The organism is Georgenia subflava (assembly GCF_009193155.1).
Taxonomy (GTDB): Bacteria; Actinomycetota; Actinomycetes; order Actinomycetales; family Actinomycetaceae; genus Georgenia; species Georgenia subflava.
This window is the reverse complement of sequence record NZ_VUKD01000004.1, coordinates 493,476-519,789: the sequence shown is the minus strand read 5'-3', so window position 1 is coordinate 519,789 and position 26,314 is coordinate 493,476. Positions and strand designations below refer to the sequence as shown.

Annotated in this window: 23 protein-coding genes; 11 read left to right on the top strand and 12 right to left on the bottom strand. The window is 72.9% G+C overall.

From position 1 onward, the window contains the following. Positions 1 to 163: 163 nt before the first annotated feature. Entirely contained in the window at positions 164 to 3,037 is a 2,874-nt protein-coding gene (locus GD748_RS20225; protein ID WP_193312980.1) for a helix-turn-helix transcriptional regulator, read from the bottom strand. Between the two features lie 154 nt (positions 3,038 to 3,191). Further along, entirely contained in the window at positions 3,192 to 3,350 is a 159-nt protein-coding gene (locus GD748_RS19630; protein WP_193312979.1) for a hypothetical protein, read from the bottom strand. Between the two features lie 427 nt (positions 3,351 to 3,777). Between GD748_RS19630 and GD748_RS15740 the strand changes: the two genes are divergently transcribed. Genes GD748_RS15740 through GD748_RS15730 form a run of 3 tightly spaced genes read left to right on the top strand, consistent with a single transcriptional unit; the run spans position 3,778 to position 6,501 of the window. Further along, entirely contained in the window at positions 3,778 to 4,788 is a 1,011-nt protein-coding gene (locus GD748_RS15740; protein WP_152196151.1) for an ABC transporter substrate-binding protein, read from the top strand. A gap of 7 nt (positions 4,789 to 4,795) precedes the next feature. Beyond that, entirely contained in the window at positions 4,796 to 5,710 is a 915-nt protein-coding gene (locus tag GD748_RS15735) for an ABC transporter permease (RefSeq protein WP_152196150.1), read from the top strand. Next, on the top strand, positions 5,710 to 6,501 hold the full coding sequence (locus GD748_RS15730) for an ABC transporter ATP-binding protein (protein ID WP_152196149.1): 792 nt from the start codon (positions 5,710 to 5,712) through the stop codon (positions 6,499 to 6,501). Before GD748_RS15735 ends, GD748_RS15730 begins: the two co-directional genes overlap by 1 nt. A 66-nt stretch (positions 6,502 to 6,567) precedes the next feature. Here the strand turns inward: GD748_RS15730 and GD748_RS15725 are convergent, their stop codons facing one another. Beyond that, entirely contained in the window at positions 6,568 to 7,362 is a 795-nt protein-coding gene (locus tag GD748_RS15725) for a SurA N-terminal domain-containing protein (RefSeq protein WP_152196148.1), read from the bottom strand. 135 nt (positions 7,363 to 7,497) lie between these two features. Here GD748_RS15725 and GD748_RS15720 point away from each other — a divergent pair, with 135 nt between their 5' ends. Continuing rightward, positions 7,498 to 8,301, top strand: coding sequence for an FkbM family methyltransferase (locus tag GD748_RS15720; protein WP_226921445.1), 804 nt, complete (start codon positions 7,498 to 7,500; stop codon positions 8,299 to 8,301). Here GD748_RS15720 and GD748_RS15715 read toward each other — a convergent pair. The 6 genes from GD748_RS15715 to GD748_RS15690 all read right to left on the bottom strand — a co-directional run bounded on the left by GD748_RS15715 (position 8,298) and on the right by GD748_RS15690 (position 13,808). Continuing rightward, positions 8,298 to 9,080 (bottom strand): CDP-alcohol phosphatidyltransferase family protein, encoded by a 783-nt coding sequence (locus GD748_RS15715; protein WP_152196146.1) that lies wholly within the window; start codon positions 9,078 to 9,080, stop codon positions 8,298 to 8,300. The two genes, GD748_RS15720 and GD748_RS15715, sit on opposite strands and share 4 nt — an antisense overlap. Positions 9,081 to 9,200: 120 nt before the next feature. Then, positions 9,201 to 9,584 carry a type II toxin-antitoxin system VapC family toxin gene (locus GD748_RS15710; protein WP_152196145.1) on the bottom strand — a complete coding sequence of 128 codons (384 nt, stop codon included), beginning with the start codon at positions 9,582 to 9,584 and terminating at the stop codon, positions 9,201 to 9,203. Next, complete coding sequence (locus GD748_RS15705; protein ID WP_152196144.1) at positions 9,581 to 9,802, bottom strand: antitoxin; 222 nt, start codon at positions 9,800 to 9,802, stop codon at positions 9,581 to 9,583. The genes GD748_RS15710 and GD748_RS15705 overlap by 4 nt, the downstream gene beginning before the upstream one ends. A 41-nt stretch (positions 9,803 to 9,843) precedes the next feature. Then, positions 9,844 to 10,491, bottom strand: coding sequence for a response regulator (locus GD748_RS15700; protein WP_152196143.1), 648 nt, complete (start codon positions 10,489 to 10,491; stop codon positions 9,844 to 9,846). Then, positions 10,488 to 11,612, bottom strand: coding sequence for a sensor histidine kinase (locus GD748_RS15695; RefSeq protein WP_152196142.1), 1,125 nt, complete (start codon positions 11,610 to 11,612; stop codon positions 10,488 to 10,490). The genes GD748_RS15700 and GD748_RS15695 overlap by 4 nt, the downstream gene beginning before the upstream one ends. Before the next feature lie 186 nt (positions 11,613 to 11,798). Next, the gene (locus GD748_RS15690; protein WP_226921443.1) at positions 11,799 to 13,808 is read right to left on the bottom strand and encodes a PQQ-dependent sugar dehydrogenase; all 2,010 of its coding nucleotides are present in this window, start codon (positions 13,806 to 13,808) and stop codon (positions 11,799 to 11,801) included. A 490-nt stretch (positions 13,809 to 14,298) separates the two neighbouring features. On the opposite strand from GD748_RS15690, the gene GD748_RS19625 reads away from it, so the two are divergent. From GD748_RS19625 to GD748_RS15665, 4 genes are all read left to right on the top strand, one after another. Next, positions 14,299 to 15,021, top strand: coding sequence for an ABC transporter ATP-binding protein (locus GD748_RS19625; RefSeq protein ID WP_193312978.1), 723 nt, complete (start codon positions 14,299 to 14,301; stop codon positions 15,019 to 15,021). Continuing rightward, positions 15,021 to 15,878, top strand: coding sequence for an ABC transporter permease (locus tag GD748_RS15680; RefSeq protein WP_152196139.1), 858 nt, complete (start codon positions 15,021 to 15,023; stop codon positions 15,876 to 15,878). The genes GD748_RS19625 and GD748_RS15680 overlap by 1 nt, the downstream gene beginning before the upstream one ends. Positions 15,879 to 15,993: 115 nt before the next feature. After that, positions 15,994 to 18,132: a M1 family metallopeptidase gene (locus tag GD748_RS20020; RefSeq protein WP_193721597.1), complete on the top strand. Its 2,139-nt coding sequence runs from the start codon at positions 15,994 to 15,996 to the stop codon at positions 18,130 to 18,132. Positions 18,133 to 18,231: 99 nt separating this feature from the next. After that, the gene (locus GD748_RS15665) at positions 18,232 to 19,152 is read left to right on the top strand and encodes an LLM class flavin-dependent oxidoreductase (protein ID WP_152196138.1); all 921 of its coding nucleotides are present in this window, start codon (positions 18,232 to 18,234) and stop codon (positions 19,150 to 19,152) included. Positions 19,153 to 19,223: 71 nt separating this feature from the next. Here GD748_RS15665 and GD748_RS15660 read toward each other — a convergent pair whose 3' ends face one another. Continuing rightward, complete coding sequence (locus tag GD748_RS15660; RefSeq protein WP_152196137.1) at positions 19,224 to 19,487, bottom strand: hypothetical protein; 264 nt, start codon at positions 19,485 to 19,487, stop codon at positions 19,224 to 19,226. An 88-nt stretch (positions 19,488 to 19,575) separates the two neighbouring features. Then, positions 19,576 to 19,965, bottom strand: a complete 390-nt coding sequence (locus tag GD748_RS15655) for a PRC-barrel domain-containing protein (protein WP_152815103.1) — start codon at positions 19,963 to 19,965, stop codon at positions 19,576 to 19,578. A gap of 163 nt (positions 19,966 to 20,128) precedes the next feature. Between GD748_RS15655 and GD748_RS15650 the strand changes: the two genes are divergently transcribed. Continuing rightward, the gene (locus GD748_RS15650) at positions 20,129 to 20,602 is read left to right on the top strand and encodes a hypothetical protein (protein WP_152196135.1); all 474 of its coding nucleotides are present in this window, start codon (positions 20,129 to 20,131) and stop codon (positions 20,600 to 20,602) included. A gap of 198 nt (positions 20,603 to 20,800) precedes the next feature. On the opposite strand, the gene GD748_RS15645 is transcribed toward GD748_RS15650, so the two are convergent. Next, the gene (locus GD748_RS15645; RefSeq protein WP_152196134.1) at positions 20,801 to 22,387 is read right to left on the bottom strand and encodes a serine protease; all 1,587 of its coding nucleotides are present in this window, start codon (positions 22,385 to 22,387) and stop codon (positions 20,801 to 20,803) included. Positions 22,388 to 22,701: 314 nt separating this feature from the next. On the opposite strand from GD748_RS15645, the gene GD748_RS15640 reads away from it, so the two are divergent. Together GD748_RS15640 and GD748_RS20015 are read left to right on the top strand one after the other, a co-directional pair. Then, the gene (locus GD748_RS15640; RefSeq protein ID WP_152196133.1) at positions 22,702 to 23,757 is read left to right on the top strand and encodes a C40 family peptidase; all 1,056 of its coding nucleotides are present in this window, start codon (positions 22,702 to 22,704) and stop codon (positions 23,755 to 23,757) included. 93 nt (positions 23,758 to 23,850) lie between these two features. Next, positions 23,851 to 26,274, top strand: a complete 2,424-nt coding sequence (locus GD748_RS20015; RefSeq protein ID WP_226921441.1) for a DNA/RNA non-specific endonuclease — start codon at positions 23,851 to 23,853, stop codon at positions 26,272 to 26,274. Positions 26,275 to 26,314 lie beyond the last annotated feature (40 nt).

The following is a 26,314-nucleotide window of genomic DNA, read 5'->3' as shown; positions in this document are numbered from 1 at the left end:
CACTGCAGCTCGGCCCAGACCGGACCCGGGTCTCCGACCGACCGCGACCTCCCCGCTCGTTGTGGTGAGAGAACGGTGCGGATTCCGCACCGAATCCTCACCGCTGACGTTTCCGCCCTTCCCAGCCGAGAGCCGACCCGCGCAACCGGCCGTGCGGTGTCGCTCAGGCAGTGCCGGCGGACCGGCCGCCGGCGCCACCGCCGACCAGCTCGGGCTCCTCGTGGGCCCGGGCGGCAGCGGCGCCCCGGCTGGCGACCCCGAGCTTCGCCAGGATGTTGGACACGTGCACGCTGGCGGTCTTCGTGCTGATGAACAGCTTCGCGGCGATCTCGCCGTTCGAGTGCCCGGCGGCCACGAGGGCGAGCACCTCGCGCTCCCGGACCGTGAGCGCGGTGGGGTCGGCCGACCGGCGGCGTGGCGCACCGAGCCCGGCGCGGTGCTGCAGGTCCTCGGCGCGGCGGACGAGCAGCCGGGCACCGATCCGTGCGGCTCGCTCCGCGGCCCGGGCGAGCACCGGCTGCGCCGCCGCCCGGTCCTGCTGCTCGATCAGGGCCCGGCCGAGCCGGATGCCCGCATACGGAAGGAGCACGGCGGGCCCGGCCGCGACGGTGGGGCTGTCGACGGTCGCGCGCCAGGTCTCGACGTCGTCCGTGAGCTCGGCGACCACCATCGCCTCCCAGACGGGCCGGTTCAGGCAGGGCGCCAGTCCGGCGAGCTGCTCTGCCAGCAGGTCTCGGTCGGTTCGCGTGCCCGCCCCCGCCCCGAGTGCCGACGCCGCCAGGAACCCCAGCTGCCAGGACCGGCTCGGGCTGTGCGGCAGCGGCCCGCGGAGCACGCGCTGCGCCGCCGTCCACGCCGCCGCGGGATCGGGCTCGGGACCGAGCAGCTTGAGCCAGCCGTAGGCGATCGCCAGCTCGCTCTGGAACTGCACCTGCTCGGTCCGCCCCTCCAGCGCGGCGGTGAAGTCGACGAGGATCCGCTCCGCCTCCTCGGGCCGGTCGCCCCACAGGGCCAGCACCGCCTGCAGGGTCCGGAGCTGGATCATGTGGTTGCGCGGCGGCGCCAGGTCCAGCGCCCGGTCGACAAGCCGCCCGGCCTCCGCGAGCTCACCGAGGGCGATCATGGGGTCCGCCGCGTTGCCCAGGAGCATCGCCCCGCTCGAGCGCTCGAGCCCCTTGGCGCGGGCAAGCTCGACGCCCTCGAGCGCCGCGTCCTTGGCCTGCTGGTACCTGCCGGCGAGCATCAGCTGGTTCGACCAGTTGACCCAGAAGCGCGAGGCGGTGCGCGGTCGGGCCTCGGAGTCCTCCCGGGCGGCGGCCATCTCGGCCAGCCCCTGCTCCTCCTCGCCGAGCGCGCACAGCGCGATGGCCCGCGTGTTGCGGGCGCTGCCGCGGTACGCCGCGCCACCGGTCGCCGTCGCCACCTCGATGGCCTCCTCGGCGACGACCTTGGAGTCTGCGAAGCGACCGGCCAGCATCAGTTGCGAGCCGAGGAAGTCCAGCGCCAAGGCCCGCACCAGGGTCGGTTCCTCGGAGGACGTCAGCGCGACCGCCTCCTCCAGCGCCTCGAGGGCCCCTGGGCGCATCAGCGGGCCGAGGGCACGGGCCTTGATGATGAGGCGCTTGGCCAGCAGCTCCGGGTCGCCGTCGCTAGGCGTCTCGCGCAGCGAGGCCTCGATGAGCGCGAGCGCCCGCTCGGGCTCGCCGGCCCAGACGGCGGCGCCGGCGGCCATCTGCAGCACGACCGGATGGTCCCCGAGCACCGACTCCGGCTCCTCGACGAGGTCCCAGACCTCCAGCGCGCGCTCGTACAGCGACAGCGCCACGTGGTGCGCCACCGACCGGTCGGACGCCTTGCCGAGGGCGGCACGGAACGCCTCGTCCATGCGATGGGCGGCGAAGAGATGGTGGATCAGGTCGTGGCCCCGTGCGGCCGAGAGCTCGGGCCGCTGACCGAGGACGTCGGCGAACCGCCCGTGGACGCGGGTGTGCTCTCCGGGCAGCAGCTCGTCGTGCACCGCCTCGTACAGCAGGGCGTGCCGGAAGCGGTAGCCGGTGTCGTCCGGGACCAGGATGGCTGCGTCGACGGCCTCGCGCAGCGCGGCGTCCAAGGACTCCGGGGCGGTGTCGACGACGGCGGCGAGCAGGTCGTGGTCGAACTGGGTGCCGGCCGCCGAGGCGGTCCGCAGCAGCTGCTGGGTCGCCTCGCTCAGCTGGCGCACGCGGGCGAGCAGCGCGTCGCGCAGCGTCCAGGGCATGTCCACGCCCTCCGCGGCCGCGCGGGCCAGCTCCTCCGCGAAGTACGGCACACCCTCGCTGCGTCGGTACACCGTGGCCGTCACGGCCGACGAGGGCGGCTCGCCGGTGACCGCCGTGACCAGCTCGGAGGTGCTTCCGTCGTCGAGCGGCCCGAGGGAGAGCCGGCTCGTCCCCCGCTGCCGCACCAGCTCGGCGAGGACGGCCCGCAGCGGGTGACGGCGGTGGAGCTCGTCGTCGCGGTAGGTCGTGAGGACCATCAGCGGGGCGTCGGTCAGCGCGGCGGCGAGAAAGCGCAGCAGGTGCCAGGTGGAGGGGTCGCCCCAGTGCAGGTCCTCGATCACGAGGAGCAGCGGCAGCTCCCGGGCGGCCTCCTCCAGCACGAGCGTGACCGCCTCGTACAGGCGCAGCCGCTCGACGTTGGAGGGTCCGGGCGAGGAGCCGATCCCCGGCAGGACGGCGCCCAGGGACTCCCAGCCGGCGCCGGCCCAGGCGATCACCTGGTCCTGGCCGCGGCTGCGCACCAGCTCGCGCAGGATCTGGGCGACGGCGGCGTAGGGCATCCCCTCCCCGCCGAAGGCCACGCACTGGCCCACGAGAACCTCGGCGTCGTCGGCCATCGAGCCGGCGAAGGCGTTGACCAGCGTCGTCTTGCCCATGCCGGCGGAGCCGCCGACGAGGGTTACCCGGGCGCCGTCGCGAAGGGCGGCGGTCCAGGTCTCGGCCAGCTCGTGGAGCTCCGCCGACCGCCCGACGACGAGCGCGGGCTGTCTCTGCGTCACATCTGCCATCGTGCCACGCAGGGGTGACGTCACCGGGACACGCACCGGTGGCCTCACCGGGCACGCACCGGTGGCCTCACCGGGCACGCACCGGTGACCTCACCGGGCACGCACCAGTGACCTCACCGGGACACGCGCCGGTGACGTCACCGGGTCACGCGAGGTTCTCCCTGGCGGAGCGTGCGCGACGGCGGGACCTGCGGTCGGTGCCGCGCAGCTCGGCGAGCATCCGGATCTCGCCGGTACGCCGGGCGAGCTCGCTCTCGTGGATCTGGTGCAGGACGTGGTGGGTGGTGTCGCTGTAGTAGCTCATGACTCGAGCCTGCTCGTTCGCGGCCGCGAGAACATCGGGAGTTCGCCCAGTTCTGGCCGCGTCGCACCGCCCTAAGGTGCCTTACCCGTACGCGCAGAGGTCGCCGTCCGCGCCACCAACCGGCTAAGGCGCGTGTCGGTCCTGCTCACTGCGTACACCAGGGAGACCACCCCTGCCGGTGCTCGGCTGCGCGACGATCGTTGACCCGGTCCAGACGATCGTCGACCCGGTCCAAGGGTCGTCGCGAGCCCCTCCGCCCTTTGCGGAGAACAGCGCGCGGATCGGGCCCGTCACCCAGGAGGTGGCTGCTCTGTGCTGACCACATCGTAAGATCGAACGACCGAAGCGCAGACAGACTGCGTACGTTGCGCAGCGTCGGGCGGCACCCGGCCGCCCCCGCCCCGGATCCCCGGAGGGGTCCCTCCCCATGAAGCGAACGAAGATCCTGACCGCGGCCGCAGGGCTCGCCCTCCTCCTCGCCGCCTGCGGCGGCGGCAACGACACCGCGGGCGACGGCGACACCGCCGGCGCGGCCGGCGGCGCCGCCGAGCCGGTCACCATCGGCATCTCGCAGATCGTCTCGCACCCGTCCCTGGACGCCGCCCGGGACGGCTTCAAGCGGGCGCTGGAGGAGAACGGGTACACCGAGGGCGAGAACGTCACCTACGACGAGCAGAACGCACAGGGTGACCAGAGCACCGCCACGTCCATCGCGACGAAGTTCGCGACCGACGGCGTCGACCTGGTCCTCGCGATCGCCACCCCCACGGCGCAGGCGGCCGCCCAGTCCATCACCGACGTCCCGATCCTCATCACGGCGGTCACCGAGCCGGCCGAGGCGGGCCTGGTGGACAGCTGGGAGGAGCCGGGCGGCAACCTGACGGGAACCTCCGACCTCAACCCGGTGGCCGACCAGCTCGAGCTCCTCACCCAGATCGCGCCCGACGCGCAGACCGTCGGCGTGGTCTACAGCTCCGGCGAGGTCAACTCCGAGGTGCAGGTGGAGATCGCCCAGGAGGCCGCGGACGAGCTCGGGATCGAGCTCGAGCTGGCCACCGTCACCGCCTCGGGCGAGGTGCAGCAGGCCGCGCAGTCCCTTGACGTCGACGCCCTCTACGTCCCGACCGACAACATCGTTGTCTCCGCGCTGGAGTCCGTCATCGCCGTCGCCGAGGACAAGCAGATCCCGCTGATCGTGGGCGAGGGCGACTCCGTGGCCCGCGGCGGCGTCGCGACGTGGGGCATCGACTACGAGAAGCTCGGCTACCAGACTGGCCTGATGGCCGTGGAGATCCTGCAGGAGGGCACGGACCCGGCCACCATGCCGATCCAGACGATCCAGGAGCTCAGCCTGGTTGTGAACCCCGCCGCAGCCGAGCGCATGGGCGTCGAGATCCCCGCGGACCTCATCGACAGCGCAGACACGGTCATCGAGTAGCACCGTCATGACCGTCGCGCTCGAGCTGGGCATCCTCTACGCCGTCATGGCGCTGGGGGTCTACCTGACGTTCCGGATCCTGGACTTCCCGGACCTGACGGTGGACGGCTCCTTCACCACCGGGGGCGCGACCGCGGCGGCGCTGATCATCTCCGGCACCGACCCCCTGGTGGCGACGGCCGCGGCCGTCGCCGCCGGGTTGGCCGCCGGCGTCATCACCGGGCTCCTGCACACCAAGGGCGGCATCAACGGCCTGCTCGCCGGCATCCTCACGCAGATCGCCCTGTACTCGGTCAACCTGCGCATCATGGGCAAGGCGAACCTCCCGCTGCTGCGCGAGGACACCCTCATGACGCCGCTGCGGGAGAACGACCTCATGGGCACGGCGACCTCGATCGGCATCTTCGCGGCCGTCGTCGTCGTCGTCCTGGCGCTGCTCGTGTGTTTCCTGCACACCGACATGGGCCTCGCGCTGCAGGCCACCGGCGACAACGGCGAGATGATTCGCTCGTTCGGCGTCTCGACGAACCGGATGAAGGTTCTCGGCCTGGCGCTGTCGAACGGGCTCGTCGCCGGCTGCGGGGCGCTGATCACCCAGTACCAGGGGTTCGCGGACATCGGCATGGGCATCGGCCTGATCGTCGCCGGGCTCGCCTCGGTCATCATCGGCCAGGCGATCCTCGGTCAGCGCACCATCTTCGTGGCGGCGCTGGCTGCAGTGCTGGGCTCGGTCGCCTACCGCGGCTTCATCCAGCTCGCGCTGTACGCCGATCTGGACCCCAACGACATGAAGCTGATCTCGGCCGTCCTCGTCGTCGCCGCGCTGGTGCTCCCCCGCTGGTCGGTGCTGCGCCGGTTCCGCCGGGTCCGGGGCGTGCGGACCTCGGGCACCACCCGTGAGCCTGCGGCGGTGGAGGGCTGATGCTGCAGATCGATGGCGTGTCCAAGACGTTCTTCACGAACACGGTGAACGAGCGCGTCGCGCTGCACGACATCTCGGTCCGCCTGGGCGCCGGCGAGTTCGTCACCGTCATCGGTTCCAACGGTGCCGGCAAGTCCACGCTGCTCAACATCACGTCGGGCAAGCTGCGCCCGGACACCGGCACGGTGCGCATCGACGACAAGGACGTCACCCGTCTCGCCGACCATCAGCGGGCCAAGTATCTCGGCCGTGTCTTCCAGGACCCGATGGCCGGCACCGCCCCGCACATGACGATCGAGGAGAACCTGGCGATCGCGCTCGAGCGGGGCCGGTTCCGTGGTCTGCGGCGCGGCGTCACCAACGCCAAGCGCGCGAGATTCCGCGAGGAGCTGGCCACCCTCGAGCTCGGCCTGGAGAACCGGCTGGGCGCCAAGGTCGGCATGCTCTCGGGCGGGCAGCGGCAGGCGCTGTCGCTGCTCATGGCCACCTTCAGCGAGCCGGACATCCTCCTGCTCGACGAGCACACCGCCGCCCTTGACCCGCAGCGCGCTGAGCTCGTCTCCCGGCTGACCGCGGAGCTCGTGGAGCGGCACCACCTGTCCACGCTGATGGTCACCCACAACATGGAGCAGGCGCTGCGGCTCGGGAGCCGGCTGATCATGATGCACGAGGGACAAGTCGTCCTGGACCTCGACGCCGAGCGCAAGAAGCGCGCGACCGTCGCCGACCTGCTCGGCGCGTTCGAGAAGATCAAGGGCGCGGCCCTGGACGACCGGACGCTGCTGCAGTAGCGGCGGGTCGGCTGATCCATCACCCCTCAGGTAGCGGGGACGGCCTGCGTCACACGACGGCCTGCGTCACACGTGGATGGTGACGTCTGCACCCTCGCGAAGCTCACCGACCAAGGCCTGCGCGGCCTCGCCCTCCTTCTGCGACCGCAGCTGCTGCTCGAGCTGCGGCCTCATCTCCTCGAACGGTGGCGTCTCTGCACCCTCGCCGCCTTCCGGAGCCAGCTGCTCCTGCTGACCCACCATCTGGTCGTACAGCGCGCGTAGCTCGTCCTCGGTGGGAGCCGTGTCGCCGGCCTCTTCGGCGACCAGCTGGTCGAGCTTGACCTGCATCTCCAGCTGGGCCCTGACCTCGTCCTCGGGCATACCTTGCTCCCCGAGGGCGTTGAGGAACTCCTCGGCCGAGCCCAGACCGTTCTGCTGCGCCAGCTCGTCGAGCGTGCTGTCCATCTGCTCCTGCGTGGCGGTGAGCTCACGCCGGTCGGCCTCCTGGACGAGCAGCTCGGTGCCCACGAGGTTTTCGGCTGTCTGCTTCTTGAGCTGATCCTGGTCGAGGTCCTCACCAGCCATCTGAGCCTGCATGGCCATCTGCTGGAACTGCCCCTCGTAGGCCGCGACGAAGTCCTCCTTGCCGATCTGCTCACCGTTCACCTCGGCCACGACCTCGGGGATGCCCGCGAGATCCGGCTCGGGCATCTCGGGCTGCTCCCCCGCGCCCGGCGCCTGCCCCGCTGCGCCGGGGGACTGCTGCTCCGTGGCGCTCGACGTCGCACCTCGGCTCGCCTCCTGGTCGGCGCTCCCACAGGCAGCGACGCCGAAGAGCGAGAGTGCCAGGCCGACACCCAGCAAGGTCTTCTTGAGCATGATCGAACTCCTCCCGTTGCGAAGCCGGGCACGCTAGCACGCCCACCTCGACCCGACTCCCAGGTTCAGCTCAGGGTGCTTGACCGCTGTTCGGATGACCGTCCAGCCATGTCCGGCCTGTGCCACGATGCGCCCGTGACAGAGCGGCGCCGCACTCGCGCGTGGGCCATCGTCCGGCTAGCCGGCCTTGCCAGGTCCACGGCGGAGTCCTACGCCACCGTGTGGCGACGGCGACCGATGGTGGCGTTCTACCGGCAGTTCGTCGACCCCGGGGATCTCGCGTTCGACGTCGGCTCGCACGCGGGCAACCGGGTCCGGGTCTTCCGCCGCATCGGGGCGAAGGTGGTGGCCGTCGAGCCGCAGCCCGAGCTGGTGACGGTGCTGAGGTGGCTCTACGGACGCGACCGGGGCGTGCGGATCGAGGCCTGTGCAGTCGGGGCGGAGGCGGGGCGGGCTCTCCTCCACGTCAGCAGCCGGCATCCCACCGTCTCCTCGCTCGCACCGTCGTGGATGCGTGAGGTCGCCGCCGACCGGCGGTTCGCCTCGACCCGTTGGGACGCGGAGGTCACCGTAGCGGTGACCACGCTGGACGAGCTGATCGCCCGGCACGGCGAGCCGCGGTTCTGCAAGATCGACGTCGAGGGGCTCGAGCTCGCGGTCCTCACCGGCCTGAGCCGACCGCTCGCGGCGCTGTCCTTCGAGTACATCCCGGTGGTGGTCGAGCGCGCCGTGGCGTGCGTGGAGCGCCTGGCCGAGCTCGGGGACTACCGGTTCCGGCGCTCCCGGCTGGAGACCCTGCGCTGGACGACGTCGGGCTGGCTGGACACCGGCGAGATCGTGGCGGCGCTGCGCTCGCTGCCGCCGGGAGGGCGCTCCGGGGACATCTACGCCGTGCGCGCCGACCGCCTCGTCGAGGTGACGGGCCGGCGCGGCGGCTAGAACCTCCGGGCGTGCTGCCACCGGGCATCCCGGCCGAACGACCAGCACAGGCCTGCGAGCGCGAGGCCGAGGATCACGCTCGGCGCGCGGACGGGCATCTCCGGCAGGAGCGGGCACAGCAGGGCGACGAGCAGCGCCACCACCTGGCAGACTCCGACGACCTTGCGTGCCGTGCTCGGGAACACCGCGCCGCGCAGCCACCGCCAGCGCAGCGAGGCCGCCACGTAGGCGTAGCGGACGATACCGATTCCGAGCACCCACCAGCCCGCGACCCCGAGCAGCGGGACGGCCGCACTGAGCACGAGGACGAGGGCGGCGTCGACCTCGACGTCGAATCGGGCACCGAAGGCGCTGGCGCTGCCGCGGGCGCGCGCCACCCGACCGTCGATCCCGTCGAGCACCAGGCAGGTGACGCCGGCGACCACGATGCCGAGCTGGACGGGCACGGCCCAGGAGTCGTGGTGGGCCGGTGCCAGGGCTGCCAGGACCCACGAGGTCAACACCAGCCGCGCCAGGGTGAGCTGGTTCGCTGCTCCCAGCGCCCGGCTCGGCCAGCACAGCGCGACGAGAGCGGCCCCGACGACGTACGCCAACGACCCGACCACGAGCACCGGCCCGCCGTGCCCCGCGGCGGTCAGGAGGACCGGCAGCGTGAGACTGCCGAGGAGGCCGCCGAGAAGCGCCCGCCGCGGCCATGCCCGGGCATCCGCCACCCCAGGACCCCGCCCACCCTCGACGGGTTCAGCGGTGGCTGCCGTGGTGGCGCTGCCCAGGGCCATGCCACCAGCGTAGGAGCGGACGGCGCGGACGCTCGAGGCGGCCCGAGCTCGACCAACTGCGCGGGCATGATCGTCCGGACTCCCGCTGGCCTCGGGCCACCGGCGCCGGGAGCGTGACGCCTACGCGCGCAGCACGGTGACCGCGCAACGCACCCCGGGCGCTGCGGGTATCCGCGCGTCCGCCGTGAGGAGCAGGCAGCCGAGCTCTTCGGCAAGGGCGACGTACGTGGCGTCGTACGCCGTGAGGTTGTCTCGCAGCTCCCAGATCCGCCGCATCAGCGGGTGCGCCGCGAACCGCACCACCCCGAGCCGGGGCCAGGTGTCCATCATGGCTTCCGCCTCGGTTGCCGAGATCTTGCGCCCGAGGACCAGGCCGCGCAGCGCGCTGGTGACCTCCGTGTCGATGAGGTGCGGGGCGAAGACGGGCGCGGACCGGATCGCGTGCCGCGCGTCGTCGTCACCGGCGAGCGCCTTGATGGCTGCAGAGGAGTCGAGAACGATCACCGCCCTGCTCGGCCCTCGTCGATCGCTGCGAGCACGTCGGTCGTCGACAGCTCGAGGACCGGAAGCTCTGCGAGCAGACGGGCGTTGTCGGCCCGTCGACTGGCGGCGCTGAGCTCGCGGACCGCGAATGCGGAGACGGACATCTGCTCCCGCTTCGCCAGCGACTCCAGCCGGGCGAGGACCTCGTCCGGCACGTTACGCAGGTATAAAGTCCTCATGTCGCACAATGCTAGCAACTGGCAACACAGCGAGCTAGCAGTCAGCTCCCCTCGAGGATCCCGAGGTCGAGCGCCCGCAGCACCGCCCGCGTGCGGTCCCGCACGCCGAGTTTGAGGAAGACGCTGGAGAGGTGGTTCTTCACCGTCCCGGGCGCCAGGTGCAGGGCGGCGGCGATCTCGCCGTTGGAGTACCCGGACGCCGCGAGCCGCAGCACATCGAGCTCGCGCGCGGTGAGCGGCTCCGGCCGGTCGAACCCCGTCACCGTGCCCGGCCTCTGCGACACCGCCCGAAAGAGCCGCTCCGTCAGCCCAGGCTGGAGCAGCGTGCCACCGCCGGCCAGGGTGCGGATCGCACCGACCAGCTGCTCGAGCGTCACGTCCTTGAGCAGGTACCCCCTGGCGCCGGCCCGCAGTGCACCGAGGACCAGCTCGTCGTCGTCGAAGGTGGTCAGCACCAGCACCGGCACGCTCGACCCCCGCTCGGCGAGCGCCTCGAGAGTGGCGATCCCGTCCCGGCGCGGCATCCGCAGGTCCAGCAGCAGCACGTCGACATCGTTGCCGGCGAGCAGCCGCAGGGCGTCGTCGCCGTCCTCGCCCTCCCCCACCACCTCGATCTCGTCGCTGAGCGCGAGCAGACTGCGGATGCCCTGGCGCACCAGGGTCTGGTCGTCGACGATGGCCACCCTCATCGCGCGGGCACCCGCGCCCTCACGGTGAAGCCCCTGCCGGGGACGGAGTCGAGCGACAGCTCGCCGCCGAGCTCCTCGAACCGCTCCGCCATGCCGGTCAGACCGTTGCCGGGCTCGACGGCGCGCACGCCGACGCCGTCGTCGTGCGCCCGTAGCCGCAGGCCGTCGTCGTCGGAGACCACGGCCACCTGCAGGTGCGCGGCACCGGCGTGCCGGACGGTGTTGGTGACGATCTCCTGGACGCAGCGCACGACGGCGATCGTGGCGGCGTCGTCGAGCGGCCGCCGCTCGTCGACCTCGAGCTCGACGGCGAGACCCGGGACGTGCTCGACGATGCCGCGCAGCGTTGGTTCCAGGCCGGCGGGGGCGTCGCGCAGCTCCCCGACGGTCGCGCGCACGTCGGCGAGCAGGTCCTTCGCGATCCCGCGTGCCCGGGCGACGTGCTCCGCGCCGTCGCCGGTCGCGCGGTGGGCGGCGACCTCCAGCTCGAGGGCCAGCGCGGTGAGCTGGTGGCCGACCACGTCGTGCAGGTCGCGGGCGATCCGTACCCGCTCGTCGTTGCGGCTGGACGTGGCCAGCAGGGCCGTCGCCGCGCGTAGGTCGGCATGGGCGACGGCGAGCGCGGCGCGGGCCTCCGCCTCGCGCCGGGTGCCGACCACGACCAGGGCGGCGAAGACCTGGAACGCGAGGTAGGCGAGCGTGGCGAAGACGACGTTGTCGGTGGTGAGGCCCGCCATCGCCCCACCGACCGCGACCGCCACCGTCTGCAGCACGACGAGGGCGCCGACCACGCGGGGCACGAGGACGTACGCCGCAGCGGCAGTGGTGACGACGAAGAGGAGCGCCGTCCAGCCCAGGTGCGGGGCGAGCAGCCAGAGCGTCAGGCCGCTGACCGTGAGGACGGCGACCGTGACGGCGTCCGGCCAGGGCGTGCGGAGGCCGAAGATCTCCGAGTCGGCGGCGAAGGTCAGCACGTAGACGGCGAACCCGACCCACCACAGCGCGACGGCGGCCGCGGAGTCACCGACCGGGACGCCGTAGAGGAGGACGGAGAGGCCGACGACCAGGACGGCGGCCAGCCCCGCCCCGGCACTCAGCCGCTCCTGCGCGCGACTCGCCATGCCTGAACTGTACGAGCGCACCGGGTCCGACGGACCTGCCATTGGTCATGGGTCGACGCGCCGGCTGGCGGAGGCGCGCAGCGCGGCGGGGCCCGCGCCCTCGGACGCGAGCCCCGCCGGTTCTGCTCTGCTGGTGGTGCGGTGCCCGCCTCCTCCCGGTCGGGCACCGCACCGTCGGATGTCGGATCAGGGTGCGCGGCGAACGCCGAGGGTGTCCTCGCCGTCACCGTTCCAGTCACCGACGTAGATCTCGTCACCGGCGCGGCCGTAGACGAGCACGATGTCCGCCTCTCCCGGAGCGATCGTGTTCTTCACGTAGTACGTCGCACCACGACGCACCGCGAAGGTGTCGTCGCCGTCGCCGTCCCAGTCACCGGCGAGGGTGATGTCACCGGCCCGGCCGTAGACCACGACCTGGTCGGCCTCACCGGCGGCGATGGTGTTCTTGACGAAGTACGTCGCACCACGACGCACCGCGAAGGTGTCCAGCTCGTCACCGTCCCAGTCGCCCACGACCACCTGGTCGCCGGAGCGGCCGTAGACCACCACCTGGTCGGCGGGACCGCCCGCCAGGTCGTTCTTCACGTGGTACTCGGCGCCGCGACGAACCGCGAGCGTGTCCACGCCGTCGCCGTCCCAGTCGCCCACGAGGACCGTGTCGTCGGGGCGGCCGTAGACGAACACGTGCTCGGCCTCCCCGCCGCCGAGAGTGTTGTTGACGTAGTACGTGTTCCCGCGCCGGACCGTGATGGAGTCCGTGCCGTCACCGTCCCAGTCACCGATGAGGACCTCGTCAGCGAACCGGCCGTACATGAACACATGGTTCGCCGTGGTGTCCCACGCATCGTTGAGGAAGAACCCGTACGGCGGCTCCTCCGGTGCTTCCGGCTCGGTCGCGGAGACCCGGAAGATGGTGCCGTTGGCGTCGTCGCCGACGAGCAGAGCGCCGTCGTGGGTGAGCGTGATGCCGACGGGGCGGCCCCAGACCCTTTCCGCGTCCAGAACGAAACCGGTCATGAAGTCCACGTACTCACCGGTGGCCACACCGTCCTCCATGATGGCGCGGACCACCTTGTACCCGGTCCTGTGCTCGCGGTTCCAGGAGCCGCGGAGCGTGGCGAACGCGTCGCCGTGGTACTCGGCCGGGAACGCCTGAGCGTCGTAGAAGAGAAGCTGCATGGTGGACGAGTGCGCCTGGATCAGCACGTCGGGCGCGGTGACCTGGTCCGCGAGGTCCGGACGCTCACCGGCGTGGGCCGGGTCCTCGAAGCCCCCGGCGTAGTACCAGGGCCAGCCGTAGAACGCCCCACCCTCCACGGTGGTCAGCATGTCGGGCACGACGTCGGCGCCGAGGTGGTCACGCTCGTTGACCGTGCACCAGAGCTGGTCGGTCTCCGGCTGGATCGTCATGCCGGAGCAGTTGCGCAGGCCCGTCGCATAGTTGCGCACGTTCAGACCCTCGGGGTCGAACACGCGCACGACGGCCCGGTTCGTCTCGTCGTCCCAGGCGGCGCCGAGCCCGTGCGTCGCTTCCCAGGCCTCGATCCCTCCCGGCGGCGTCTCCGACATGGCACCGGCGACGTTGGAGGCCGAGCCGATCGAGACGAAGAGGTGCTCCCCGTCCGGGGATACCGCCAGGTCGCGCGTCCAGTGCCGCTCGGTGGGGATGTTCGAGATGATGACCTCGCCCGGGCCCGTCGCCTCGCGGTCGCCGTCGTCGTACGGGTAACGCACGACCCGGTCGGCCGCCGCCACGTAGACGTACCGCGGTTCGCTGACCGGGTAGAAGGCGATACCGAAGGGCCGGTCCAGCCCCTCGGCAAAGACCTCGGGCTCCGCCGGCAGGGCCGCGTCGGCGTCGAAGGTCAGGACGCGTCCGGTCCCGCTCTCCGCCAGGAAGATGTCGCCGTTCGGGGCGGTCCGCATGACGCGGGGCTGGGTGAAGCCGCTGGCGAACACCTCGACCTCGAAGCCATCGGGCACATCCGGCATCCTCCCCGCCGGTGCGTCGACCAGCACGGGGTTGTTCTCGAAGTCGGGCGCCTCCGGGTCGCCCTCGTTGACCGGCGCCGGCAGGTCCTCGGGCCGGATCCAGTGGCGGTCGCCGGGCATGTCGTCCTCTGCCGGGACCGACTCTTGCGGGGGCGGCGGAGCCTCTTGGGAGTGCGCGGGCCCCAGGACGAGTGCGCTCGCCACGAGGGCGAGCGTGAATGAAGAAGACGTCACGATCGTCGATCTGCGCATCGGTTCCTCCGGAACCTTGCAGGTGCGTGTCATGCGTGTGCGGCTCGGCGCGAGGCGCCGTGCGCACAGCGATCGCGTTGCTCGGGTGCGCACCGCGATGACTGTTCAGTTGTCGTCTCCGGGGTCGTCCTTGACCCCTCGTCTCCCGGGTCGTCCTCGACCCCGTGATGGAACGGTCCCGAAGGGCCGGCCGGGCGTCGACCGACGACCTCGGCGGCCAGGAGATGTGCAGACTCCGCCGCGCCCAGCAGTCGGGGCGCCCGGATCACGGCGAGTCTCCCACCGCGGACCGGCAGTCGCAATCGCGACGAGGGTCGCGGGGCCCGTGTCCGGACGGCGCCGACGGACCTGCCATTGGTCATGGGTCCAACTGGTGCCGACCGGCACATCCGCCGTCACCGCGCGATTCCTAGCGTTGGTGTCGACGGGAAGGAGAACCATCATGACCGTTCTTGAGATGCGCGGCGTGCGCAAGAGCTACCCCGGCGTCGAGGCCCTGGACGGGCTGGACCTGGCGGTCGAACGCGGCGAGATCGTCGCCGTGCTCGGTCCCAACGGCGCGGGCAAGTCCACCGCCTTCGAGCTGCTGCTCGGCCTGGTCCGCCCCACCGCGGGCACGGTCGAGGTGCTCGGGCACGCACCCGGCCGGGTGCGCGGCCGGGTCGGCGCGATGCTGCAGTCGGCCGGGCTGCCGGAGCAGGTGACCGTGCGTGAGCTGGTCCGCCTCGTCGGGCGCAGCTATCCCCAGGCGCTGGAGGTCGACGACGTGCTCGCCCGCACGTCGCTGACCAAGCGCGCCGCCCGGACGGTGACGAACCTGTCCGGCGGCGAGCGGCAGCGTCTGCTGCTGGCCCTCGCCCTGGTCGGCGCCCCGGAGGTGCTGCTCCTGGACGAGCCCACCGCCGCGATGGACGTCGCCTCCCGCCGGTCCTTCTGGGACCAGGCGCGCGCCAGCGTGGAGGACGGCGCGACGGTCCTGTTCGCCACCCACGACCTCGCCGAGGCCGCGGCCGTCGCGGACCGGGTGCTGGTGGTCTCGGCCGGCCGGCTGGTCGCCGACACCACGGCGGACGAGCTGACACACCAAGGCGACGACGACCTCGAGGAGGTCTTCCTCGCCCTCACCGCGGAGCGATCCTCCGCCTTCGACGAAGGAGACGACTGATGAGCGTCCGTGCCACGACACCCGCCCCGACCCGCAGCGCCCCACGTCGGCGGCCGACGCCGAACGGGGGCCGGCTGGGTCTGCTCGCCGTGAGCGTGTGGACCGAGATCCGGTCGAGCTTCCGCACCGCGGACTTCGCCGTCGGCGCCATCGCGGTTCCCGTGCTGCTCTACGCGATGTTCGGCCTGCCCAACGCCTCGTCCGTCCTCGACGGCGGCACCCGCGTCGGTCTGGCGATGCTGGTGTCGATGTCCGCCTACGGCGTCGTCTCGCTCGCGATCTTCACCTTCGGCGACAACCTCGCCAAGGAGCGCGGTCGCGGGTGGACCCGCACCCTGGGGGCGACGCCGTTCCCCACCTGGGTGCACCTGGTCGGCAAGGTGGCGAACGGGGTGCTGCTCGCCGTCCTGATCGTGGCGGTGATGTTCGCCCTGGCGGCCACCGCCGGCGGGGTGAGCCTGCCGCCGGGGTCCTGGCTCGCGCTCGGCGCGACGATGGTCGCCGGTCTGCTGATCTTCAGCACGCTCGGGTTCGCGATCGCGTTCCTGGCGCGACCCCGCACGGCGGCGGTGATCGCCAACCTGATCTTCCTGCCGCTCGCCTTCGCGTCCGGGTTCTTCGTCCCGCTCGGCGAGCTGCCGCAGGTCCTGCGGGACGTCGCGCAGTTCCTGCCGACGTTCCACTTCGGCCAGCTCGCCTACCGGGTGGTCATGCCCGACGGCGACGTCGAGGCCTGGACCGGGGCAGCCACGGGTGCGACCTGGGTGCACCTGACCTGGGTGCTCGGGTCCGCCGTCGTCCTCGCCGGGCTCGCTCTGCTGGCGGCCCGCCGGGAGGCGGTGACCCGGCGCGGCTAGTCGGCCGAGAACCTCGGCCTGCCGGGTCCCAGGCAACCCTTGCGGCTGCCCGGGACCCGGTTCTACCGTTGGACCAGCTGAGAAGTTCTGGGGCGCCGGCGCAAGGGAGCGACCGATGTACCGAATGAAGGCTGCCCTCGTCTCGCTCGTCGCGACGCTCACACTTGCTCTGGGCACCCCGGCGGCGGTGGCCCACGGTGACAGGTCCCACCCCGAGCGGGGTGCGCCGGGGATCGGGGATCCCTACTTCCCGCTCGACGGCAACGGCGGTTACGACGTCGACCACTACGACCTCCGGCTGCGCTACGACCCGGCGTCCGACGTCCTGCGCGGGCGGGCCAAGATCGTGGCGCGGGCGACCGAGGACCTCCGCAGCTTCAACCTGGACCTCCAGGGCATGGAAGTCGAGTCGGTCCGCGTGAACGGCTCGAGAGCCACCTGGGAGCGGGACGGCAACGAGCTCACCGTCTCGCCCCGGCACCCGCTGCGCGACGACCGGAGGTTCGCCGTCGTCGTCACGTACGCGGGTGTGCCGGAGATGGCAGGTGCCGACCCGCTCGGAGTCAGCGGGTTCATCCACACCGACGACGGCGCGCTCGCCGTCGGCCAGCCGCACGCGGCGGCGACCTGGTTCCCGGTCAACGACCACCCCATCGACAAGGCGTCCTACACCGTCCGCGTCACGGTCCCGGAGGGCCTGGAGGCTGTGTCCAACGGCGTGCTCGAGGACACGGACACCCGCCGCGGGTGGACCACCTGGGAGTGGCACGCGAAGGAGCCGATGGCGTCCTACCTCACCGTCCTCGCGATCGGGGAGCTCGACGTTCGCGCGTACCGGGCGGACGGCATCAGGTACTGGGACGCCGTCGACCCCGACCTCTACGTCCAGGCGGGCCCGCGGACCGGGGACCAGGCGGCGCTGTCGCAGAGTGCGGACCTGGCCTACAAACGGCTGGGCCGGACCCTGACGGTCCCCGCCGACGGAGCGACGCTCAGCTTCTGGGTGGACCGCCGGGTGGAGCCCGGCTGGGACTTCATGATGGTGGAGGCGGCGCCGGCCGGCACCGACGACTGGACCACCCTGCCCCCGGCCGAGGGGCACGCCGGGCAGGACGTGGGCTTCAGCTGCCAGAACCTGGTGATGATCCACCCCTTCCTCGAGCACTACCTCACACCCACGGCCGAGGGGTGCGACCCCACAGGCACCACAGGCCAGTGGTGGGCGGCGACCGGGGAGAGCGCGGGGTACGAGCAGTGGACCCTCGACCTGAGCGCGTACGCCGGGAGCGACGTCCAGGTCGCGATCAGCACCGTCGGCGACGAGACCGTGGCCTATCCCGGTCTGTTCGTCGATGACGTCGAGGTCTCCACCGGTGAGGGGACGACGTCCTTCGAGGAGGACGGCGACACGACGGACGGCTGGTCGGTCCTGGGCGCGCCCGCCGGCAGCCCGGGCAACGCGAACGACTGGACCTTCGGGCCCGCAGACCTGTTCCCGCCGTCACCCGGCGAGATCGTCGACCTGGCGCTCGCGCGGCAGCCCGAGGTCACCTCGTTCCTGAGCGAGCTCTTCGGGCCGTACCCGTTCCGGGCGTCCGGCGCGATCGTCGACGACTACCCCGAGCTCGGGTTCGCCCTGGAGACCCAGACCCGACCGATCTACGCGCGCGACTTCTTCACCGACGAGTTCTCCGGGACCTCGGTGGTGGTCCACGAGCTGGCCCACCAGTGGGTCGGGGACCTCCTGACCGTCGAGCGGTGGCAGCACATCTGGTTGAACGAGGGCTTCGCGACCTACACCGAGTGGCTGTGGGCCGAGGAGGAGGGGGTCATCACCGCCCAGGAGATCTACGACGGGCTCGTGGCCATCCCCGCCGACGACCCGTTCTGGCAGGTCACCATCGGTGACCCCGGGCCCGAGGCCATGTTCGACGGCGCTGTCTACTTCCGCGGCGCCGGCACGCTGCACGCGCTGCGGCTGCAGGTCGGCGACGAGGCCTTCTTCACCACCCTGCGCACGTGGATAAGGAGCCACGCCGGCGGGCACGTCTCGGTCGACGACTTCATCGCGCACGCCGAGCGGGTCTCCGGGCAGCAGCTCGACGAGCTCTTCGAGCAGTGGTTGTTCACCGCCGCCAAGCCCGCGGGACTGCCGGAGGTGGAGCCGGTGCCGCCCGAGTCACCGGAAGGGGCGGCCGTGCTCCAGCTCCAGGAACCACGCACTCCGGAAAGCCTCACGGGCGCCCGTCGCTGAACGCACCGGGTCGAGGCGGATGCGCCGGTACTGAGCGGTACGGCCGCTCTAGGGTGAAAAGATCCTGCGCCCGCTGCCACCCGTGGGCCAGGGTGAGGCATGGTCTCCGTCTCGCTGCAGGCACGCACCACCGACTCCGCCACCTGGCTCGACCTGGCCCGCCGCGCCGAGCAGCTCGGCTTCGACGCCCTCACGGCCGCGGACCATCCCGGGGCGTCGGCGGCCCCGTTCGTCGCCCTCGCCGCGGCCGGCGCCGTCACCGAGCGCATCGGGCTCGGCTCCTACGTCACCAACGGCGGGGTCCGCGAGCCCGCGCACATCGCCGCCGACGTCGCCACCCTCGACGTCGTCTCCGGCGGCCGCGCCCGGCTGGGCCTGGGCGCGGGCCACACCCCGGCGGAGTGGCGGGCGGTCGGGCGCGAACGCCCGGACGTCGCCGGGCGGGTCGAGCGTTGCATCGCGGTGGTCGAGGCGGTGCAGGCGCTGCTCGCCGGGGAGAGCGTGGACGCGGACGGTCCGGTGGTCGCCCGCGGTGCGACGCTCGCCGCGCCGCGGCCGGTGCAGGACCGCATCCCGCTGACGATCGGCACCTCCAACTCGAGGCTGCTTCGCTTCGCCGGTGCCCGGGCCGACGTCGTAGGTCTCTCGGGCCTGGGCCGCACCCTGCCCGACGGCCACAACCACACGGTGCGCTGGCGGCCCGAGGACGTCGACGCCCAGGTGGGGCTCGTCGCCGAGGGGGCCGCCGGCCGGGACCACGGGCCGGAGCTCGAGGCGCTCGTCCAGCTCCTCGTCGTCACCGACGACGCCGGCGCGGCCGTGCGCGACCTCGCCACGGAGATCGGGCTCAGCGAGGCGGACCTGCTGACCGTGCCGTACGTGCTCGCCGGCACCGAGGACGAGATCGTCGCCGCCGTGACCGAGCACAAGCGACGCTGGGGCATCACCCGCTACGTGGTGCGCGCCGCCGACATGCTCGACGACATGGCCACCCTGCTCCCCCGGCTCGCCGAGCTCTGACGCTCCGCCGCCGCGTCGTCGATCGCTCGCCGCGGCCTGGCGGCACTGCCGCTCCGCCGACGCCGGCCGCCCTACCGCCGTCGGACGTCCCCGGCCGGCAGCCAGACGCCGCGGAACGCCGAGCGCGGGTCGGCGATCTCCACCAGGACCAGCGGCACGGTCCACGCCGTCGCCGTGGCCTGGAGCCGTTCCTCGCCGTCGTCGGACCAGCAGACCCGCGCGGTCACCGGGATCGGCGCGGCACCCCGCGTGAAGCGCGGCGGGACGCCGCGCGCGTTGAGAATGCGCTGCCGCCCGGCCCACCACGGGGCCACCCCGTCCGCTCCGAGAACCACATCAGCATCGTACAGCCGTTCGAATGCTGGCGGTCAGCGGGTCGGCTTTCAGACAGCGGGGGTTGGCTCTCAGACAGCGGGTTGGCTCTCAGACAGCGGGGTTGACGGTGCCCGGCGGCAGTCCGTACACGCCGCCGTAGTAGCCGCCGAGCCGCTCGCGGTACGCGGTGTCGGTGTGGTCGATCCCTTCGGGCAGCTCGGGCGAGCCCTTGACCTGGTCCTTGGTGAGATCGACGTAGAGCTCCTCCGCGTCGCGGTCGACACGCTGCACCGTGCCGGCCGGGAGCAGCACCCGGCGGCCGAAGATCCACGGCCCGGTGTCGACGACGACGCCGGCCGCGCCGACGTCGCCGGTCTCCTCGTCCACCTTCCCGATCTCGCCGTCGGTGGCGTGCACGGTGTACCCGACGACCGACTCGCCGGCGGAGCTGTCGGTCAGGTCTTCCCGGTACTGCCAGGCGTCCCACGTGGCGCTCATCGTGCCCTCCTCGGTTCGGCTCGGGCGGGTGCACCGCTCGTCCACCCACCATCCGCCCGGTCCGGCGACGGCGCAATCGCGGTGGCCCCGGAGCTGTGCCGGGGCCGGCGCGACGGTCCGAGCGCGCTGCGAGCCGTTGACCGCGCCGGACGGTGCGAGCAGGATGCGCTGGCAAGAGCCGACGAGCCCGGAGGGCAGTGCGATGGCCGACGAGAAGCAGACGCGCAGCGGCCTGGCCGGTGTCCCGATGGCCGTCGCGGTGGTCGTCGTCATCGCCTGGGTCGTCTTCGTGATCGTCCTGCTGCTCAATCTCGGCGCCGAGGAGGCGCGCTGGACACGGCTGACGTTCGTGTTCGCCTCGGTGCAGGCGGTCGCGTTCGCCGGTGCCGGCGCGATCTTCGGGGTGAGCGTGCAGAGCGAGCGGGTCAAGAAGGCCGAGGCCAGTGCCAAGAAGAACGCCACGGCAGCCACGAACGGTCGGGCACTGGCGGCGATGACCATGGCCGACGACGCACCCCGGGACACCGCAGGACTCGAGGCCCTGCCCGCGCCGGGCCAGGAGGACGAGGTGCGCCGCCGGCACGCCGAGGCGGCCCGGCGCCTCTTCCCCGACATGGCCACCCAGCCACCATCCTGAGGCGAGCCGGTCGGGTGCCGAGCGAGCACCCCCGTCCACCTGCTCGTCGCGAGGACGCCCTCCGGCAGGAGGGCCGCCGATCGTCAGGACCGACTGACGCCGCCCCAGCCCCGCGGCCCGTCGGCTGCGACCGGTTCGCGTTCCCCCCTCGCCGCCCGGCAGCTCGGCGGCCAGGCCGCCGGCTGCGACCGGTGCCGCTCACCCCTCGCCGCGCGGCAGCTCGGCCGCCATGTCGGCCCGGATCCGGCCGAGCTGGACCCCCTCGTTGGCGGGATACACGCCGGACCCGTGCAGCCGGGGCATGGCGTCCAGACCACGGTGGTGCACGGCGAGCACACGCCAGCGGTCGTCGAAGACCGGGCTGCCGGAGCTGCCCGGCTCCGTCGGCGCGCGGTAGTGGACCATGGTGTCGTCGTGGTCGAGGAGGTCGTTGTCGCGGATCGTGACCCGGACGGCGCCGGATCCCATCGGGTGGCCGACCACGTAGACCCGGCTCGGTGGGCTGGCCCCCAGCGGAGGCATACGGGTGGCGACGGGGTTCACGTCCACGCCGGACGGCGGGTCGATCTCGAGCACCGCCGTGTCGAGCTTCCCGGCCGGCGAGCTCCAGAGCAGCCGGCGCACGACCAGTCCGGGCAGCGGCGTGCCGAGCCCGAGGAAGGTCACGACGGCGTCCTCGGGGGCGACGGCGTCGGGCACCACGTGCGCGTTGGTCACGAGCACGACCGCGGGCAGCGCCGGGTGCAGGTCGGCGCCGCGCAGCAGGAACCCGGTGCCGACCGGGCGCGCGTACGGCCCGTCGATGCGCGCGACGGCCCGGCAGCGGCGCAGCAGGTCCTCGAACCAGGCCTGCGTCTGGGCGCCCTCGGCTCCGAAGACCTTCTCGAACCCGGCGCCGGAGGTCGGCGCAGCGGCCGTGAGGCTGAGCTCGGCGCCCTGCTTGGTCAGCAGCAGCGCCTCCAGCGGGGGCAGCAGCAGCGAGCCCGGCGGGCTGTCGGGCCGCAGCTCCCAGACTCTGACGAGCTGGCGGCGCAGGCTCGCGAGGGCGAAGGCGCCGGCGTCCTGCGCCTGGTCCCTCAGCAGGGCCAGCGCGTCGTCGATGCGCCCGAGGGCGACGGCGGACTCGATGCCGATGGCCCAGGCCCAGCTGCCGCCCCCGCCCGCGGCCACGCGCCCGGCGACGTCCGCGGCGATGGCCAGACCGGCGGCCTGCGGGTCGTCGACCCCGGCGACCGGGCAGGCCTCGCGGGCGGCCCGGAGAAGGAGGGCGGCGGTGTTGGTCCCGTGCCACAGTCGCGTGGGGTCCGCCCGGTAGACCGACCCGTACGCCTCGAGCGCCCGCTCCAGCGCCGCCCGCCGCCGCAGCGGCGAGGCCAGCGTCAGGAAGATCTCCTTGTGCGCACGACCGAGGAGGCCGCGCGCCTCCGCCACCTCGGCCGGGTCGCTCCCCCGGACGAGCTCGTCGAGCACGGCGACGGCGGCGGAGAGCGCACCGCGCTCGATGAGGGCCTGCGCGTAGTGACGGTGCACGGCCGGCGGCGGCGCGTCGGTGCGCAGCAGCGCCTCGGCCAGCCGCTCGACGAGCGCGAGGCGCCGGTGGCGGCGCAGCAGCTCGAGCAGGTCGAGAGCCTCGGGGGCGGTCCCCGCGTCCTCGGCGCCGTCGAGGCGGGCGACCAGCGCGCCGACCAGCCGGGCCGCGCCGTCCTCGTCACGCTCCTCCAGCGCCACCTCCAGCGCGCGGGCGGTCTCCGGCCACGACCGGCTGAGCTCCTCGGGCGCCCTCATCGCCGGCGCCCCGCGCTCCGGATCCCGTCGCCGGTCGCACGAGCGCACCGGCGGCTGAGCCGTCGCGCGTTCCGGACCATGGCCGCCTCCGCCGTCGGGGGTCCCGGCCACCAGTGTCCTCAGGAACGCTCGCCGTGACCAGGCCGGTATTTTCCGGTACCGACCGGACGAACCCTTCCGGTACCGACCGGACGAACCCTTTCGGTACCGACCGGACGAACCCTTCCGGTACCGACCGGACGAACCCTTTCGCCCCCGGGGGCGGAGGACTAACGTTCGCCGCGTCGGCGCAACTGGGGACTGGTGAGGTCGTCATGGACGTAACTGCTGGTGACGTGCTGCTCTACCGGGGCCACGGGTTCCTCTCGCGGGCGATCCGGTTCCTGGACGGCGGCGAGGTCAACCACGCGGCCATCGCGCTGAGCGCGACCGACCAGGCCGAGGCGGCGGCGCACGGGCTCGACGTGTCGCTGATCGCGAGGGCCGCCGAGGGCGCGCAGGCGGTGATCGTCATGCGGGCCGAGGACGCGGACACCGGTGCCGCCGTCGCCCGCGCCCGCGCCTACCTCGACGACGGCGTCCCGTACGCCTACCAGCAGATCCTCCTGCTCGCGGGCCTGTGCCTGACCCGGCGCGTCCCGATCGACAACGCCCTGTTCCGCCGGGCGCTGCGGCGCATCCTCGAGGCCGCCGCGGAGCTGCTCAACGCCCTCGTGGACCGGGGCACCGACCTGATGATCTGCTCGGAGTACGTCTACCGGTGCTACCGCGAGGCAGGGCTCGACCTCGTCCCCGGAGTACCCGGGGCGGCGGCCGTGCCGGGAGCTGCCGTACCCGAGGCCGCCGCCGCGCCCGGGGCTGCGCCAGAGGCGGCGGCCTTGCCGGGAGGTGCGGTTCCGGAGGCGACGACTGCGCCCGGGGCCGTCCCGGAGGCAGCGGCTGTCCCCGCCGGGCCGGGCGACGGGGTGGTGCTGATGGAGTGGCTCGAGACCAGGCCGCTGCCCGAGTCGGCCCCGGTGGCGGGCGCCACCGCCGACCCCGCCGCGGTCGCCGAGCGCGCCGAGTACGAGGTGGACGAGCTCCTCGCCCGGTACTTCGTGGCGGAGGAGGGCTCCGCCGTCGCCCCTGCCGGCGCGGTGCTCGAGGTCGAGGCGGTGCTCCCGGAGGTCACCGACGAGGAGATCGCCGCGGCCGCGGCCGCCCTCGGTGCGGCCGCCGCGCGGGCGAGGCAGCCCGGCGGGGCCGTGATGGAGTCGGCGATCGACCCGGTCGGCGCGCTGCGGTCGCTGTTCTCCACGAACGCCAACTTCGTCACCCCGCGCGACCTGCACGTCTCCGCCCTGCTCCACGAGGTCGACCGCGTCCCCTGACCTGCCTCTTGTGGCAGCGGGAGCGGGAGAGAACACTGAGGCCAGGGGGACTGGCGTGCCCGACCGGTCGGGCACCCGACCTGAGGAGCGGTCATGTCGAGCGCGGCACCTGAGCACCGACCCGACGGCGCGCGGACGGCGGCGCCGCCCACCCCGCTGAACGAGGAGCTCGGCCACCAGCAGGACCTGGCTCGCCGCCGCGCCGAGGAACGCGAGGCACAGCGCCGGGCCACGGAGGCGAAGCTCCGCGAGCCGGACGGCCTCGTCGAGGCCAACGACCCGGTGCGTGTGGCCAAGCGGCTGGACCGCGTGACCCGCTACCTGGCCGGCGGCGACCCGCTGGAGTCGCCGGCGGACGCCCCGCCCGAGGTCCTCGTCGAGAGCGCGATGGACCGGGCGACCGAGGTGCTCGAGGAACCGGCGCCGTCCGTGGACCGCGACGGCTACCGGAGCCGGGTCGCGGACCGCGGCCTGGAGTCGCTCCCACCGGCACCGGACGGCGAGGGCGCCGCCGCACCGGAGACGATCCTGCTCGAGCGCATCATCAACACCGCCGACTTCGTCAGCGTGCGCTACCTCGACTCCGGCGTGCTCGCCCAGCACTCGGTGGGCCGGGTGAACATCCGTGACGACCGCGGCGTCCTGCGCGGGTACGGGACGGGGTTCCTCGTCTCCCCCGCCCTGCTCCTGACGAACCACCACGTGCTGCCGGACGAGCGCACCGCGCGCACCAGCATCATCGAGTTCAACTACCAGGACGGCGTCGACGGCAAGCCGCTGCTGCCGGAGGTCCACCCCTTCGCCCCGGACCGGTTCTTCGTCGCCGACCGCGAGCTCGACTTCGCCCTGGTCGCCGTCGACGCCCCGCCCGAGGTGCTCGCCGGGTACGGCTACAACTACCTCACCGCCGCGCAGGGCACCGTGATCATCGGCGAGTCCGTCACGATCGTCCAGCACCCGCGCGGGGAGAAGAAGCAGATCGCCCTGCGCGAGAACCGGATCATCGACATCCCCGAACTGGTGGTGCACTACGCCGCCGACACCGAGCCGGGCTCCTCCGGCTCGCCCGTCTTCAACGACCAGTGGGAGGTGGTCGCCCTCCACCACGCCAGCGTGCCGACGCCGGAGCGCGCCCCGGAGTACACCTTCCTCAACGAGGGCATCCGGATCAGCAGGATCCTGAGCTTCCTGGCGACGGCGGACCTCACCCCCGAGCGCCGTGCGCTGGTCGACGCCCTCGCCACGAAGAACGGCACGAGGACCTCACGAGCCGGCGGGAACGGCCTGGCGGCCGGGACGAATGCGCCGTCGCAGACATCGCCGCCGCAGGCGTCGGCCGTGCCGGCGTCGGCCGTGCCGGCGTCGGCCCCGCAGGCCGCCAAGGCCTCCGCAGCCGACCAGGCCGCACCGCACGTCGCCGCGACGGCGCAGCACGCGCCGGTTCCAGGCGGCCCGGTCCCCACCGTCAGCGCGGAGAGCGACGGCACACCGTCGACCTTCCCGGCGGGCGACGGCTCCGTCACCCTCGAGGTCCCGCTGCGCATCACCATCCAGCTCGGTCCCCCCGCCGCCCCACCGGCCCCCGCCGCACCGGCCGTCGGCGCCACCACCGGGCCGGCGTCGACGACGTCACCACCACCGTCAGGGCCGCCGTCGGCCACCGTGCCGGTCGGACCGGCGGCAGGGGACGGCCGCCTCAGCGAGGCCATCTCCATCGACCCCGACTACAGCAACCGGTCCGGCTACGACCCCGACTTCCTCGGCACCCACCTGCCGCTGCCCGGCGTCGACGAGGAGCATCCCGAGCTGAGGTACCACCACTTCAGCGTCGTCATGGACCGCCGTCGTCGGCTCGCACGGGTCGCAGCGGTGAACATCGACGGCGCGAAGGCGCCGGAGGACATGACGCGCGAGTCCGACCGGTGGATCCTCGACCCGCGCCTGCCCCGCGAGGAGCAGACCGGCGAGGACGTGTACGCGAACAACGACCTCGACCGCGGCCACCTGGTGCGCCGGCTCGACCCGGCCTGGGGCCGGCGCGCCAAGGCCGCCAACGACGACACTTTCCACTTCACCAACTGCGCCCCGCAGCACCACGGCTTCAACGCCGGCCGGGACCTGTGGCTCGGCCTGGAGGACTACGTCCTGCGCAGCGCCCAGACCGAGGGCCTGACCGTGAGCGTGCTCAGCGGCCCCGTCCTCGCCGACGGCGACCCCGAGTACCGCGGCGTCGCCCTGCCGCTGCAGTTCTTCAAGCTCGCCGCCATGCGCACCACGGCCGGGGAGCTCTCCGTCACCGCCTACCTCCTCAGCCAGGAAGCGCTGCTCGACGAGTTCGAGACCGGGGACGAGGAGTTCTCCTTCGGCGCGTACCGCACGTTCCAGGTGCCCGTGCGCCGGGTCGGCGACCTCACCGGCATGGACCTGACGGCGTACGTGGCCGGCGACCCCCTCGAACGGCTCGAGGCCACCTCGCTGCCGCGCGAGATCGTCCGCCCGGACGACATCCTCACCTGACGACTCACCCGTCACCCGACGCCGGCGGCCCGACCGCCCA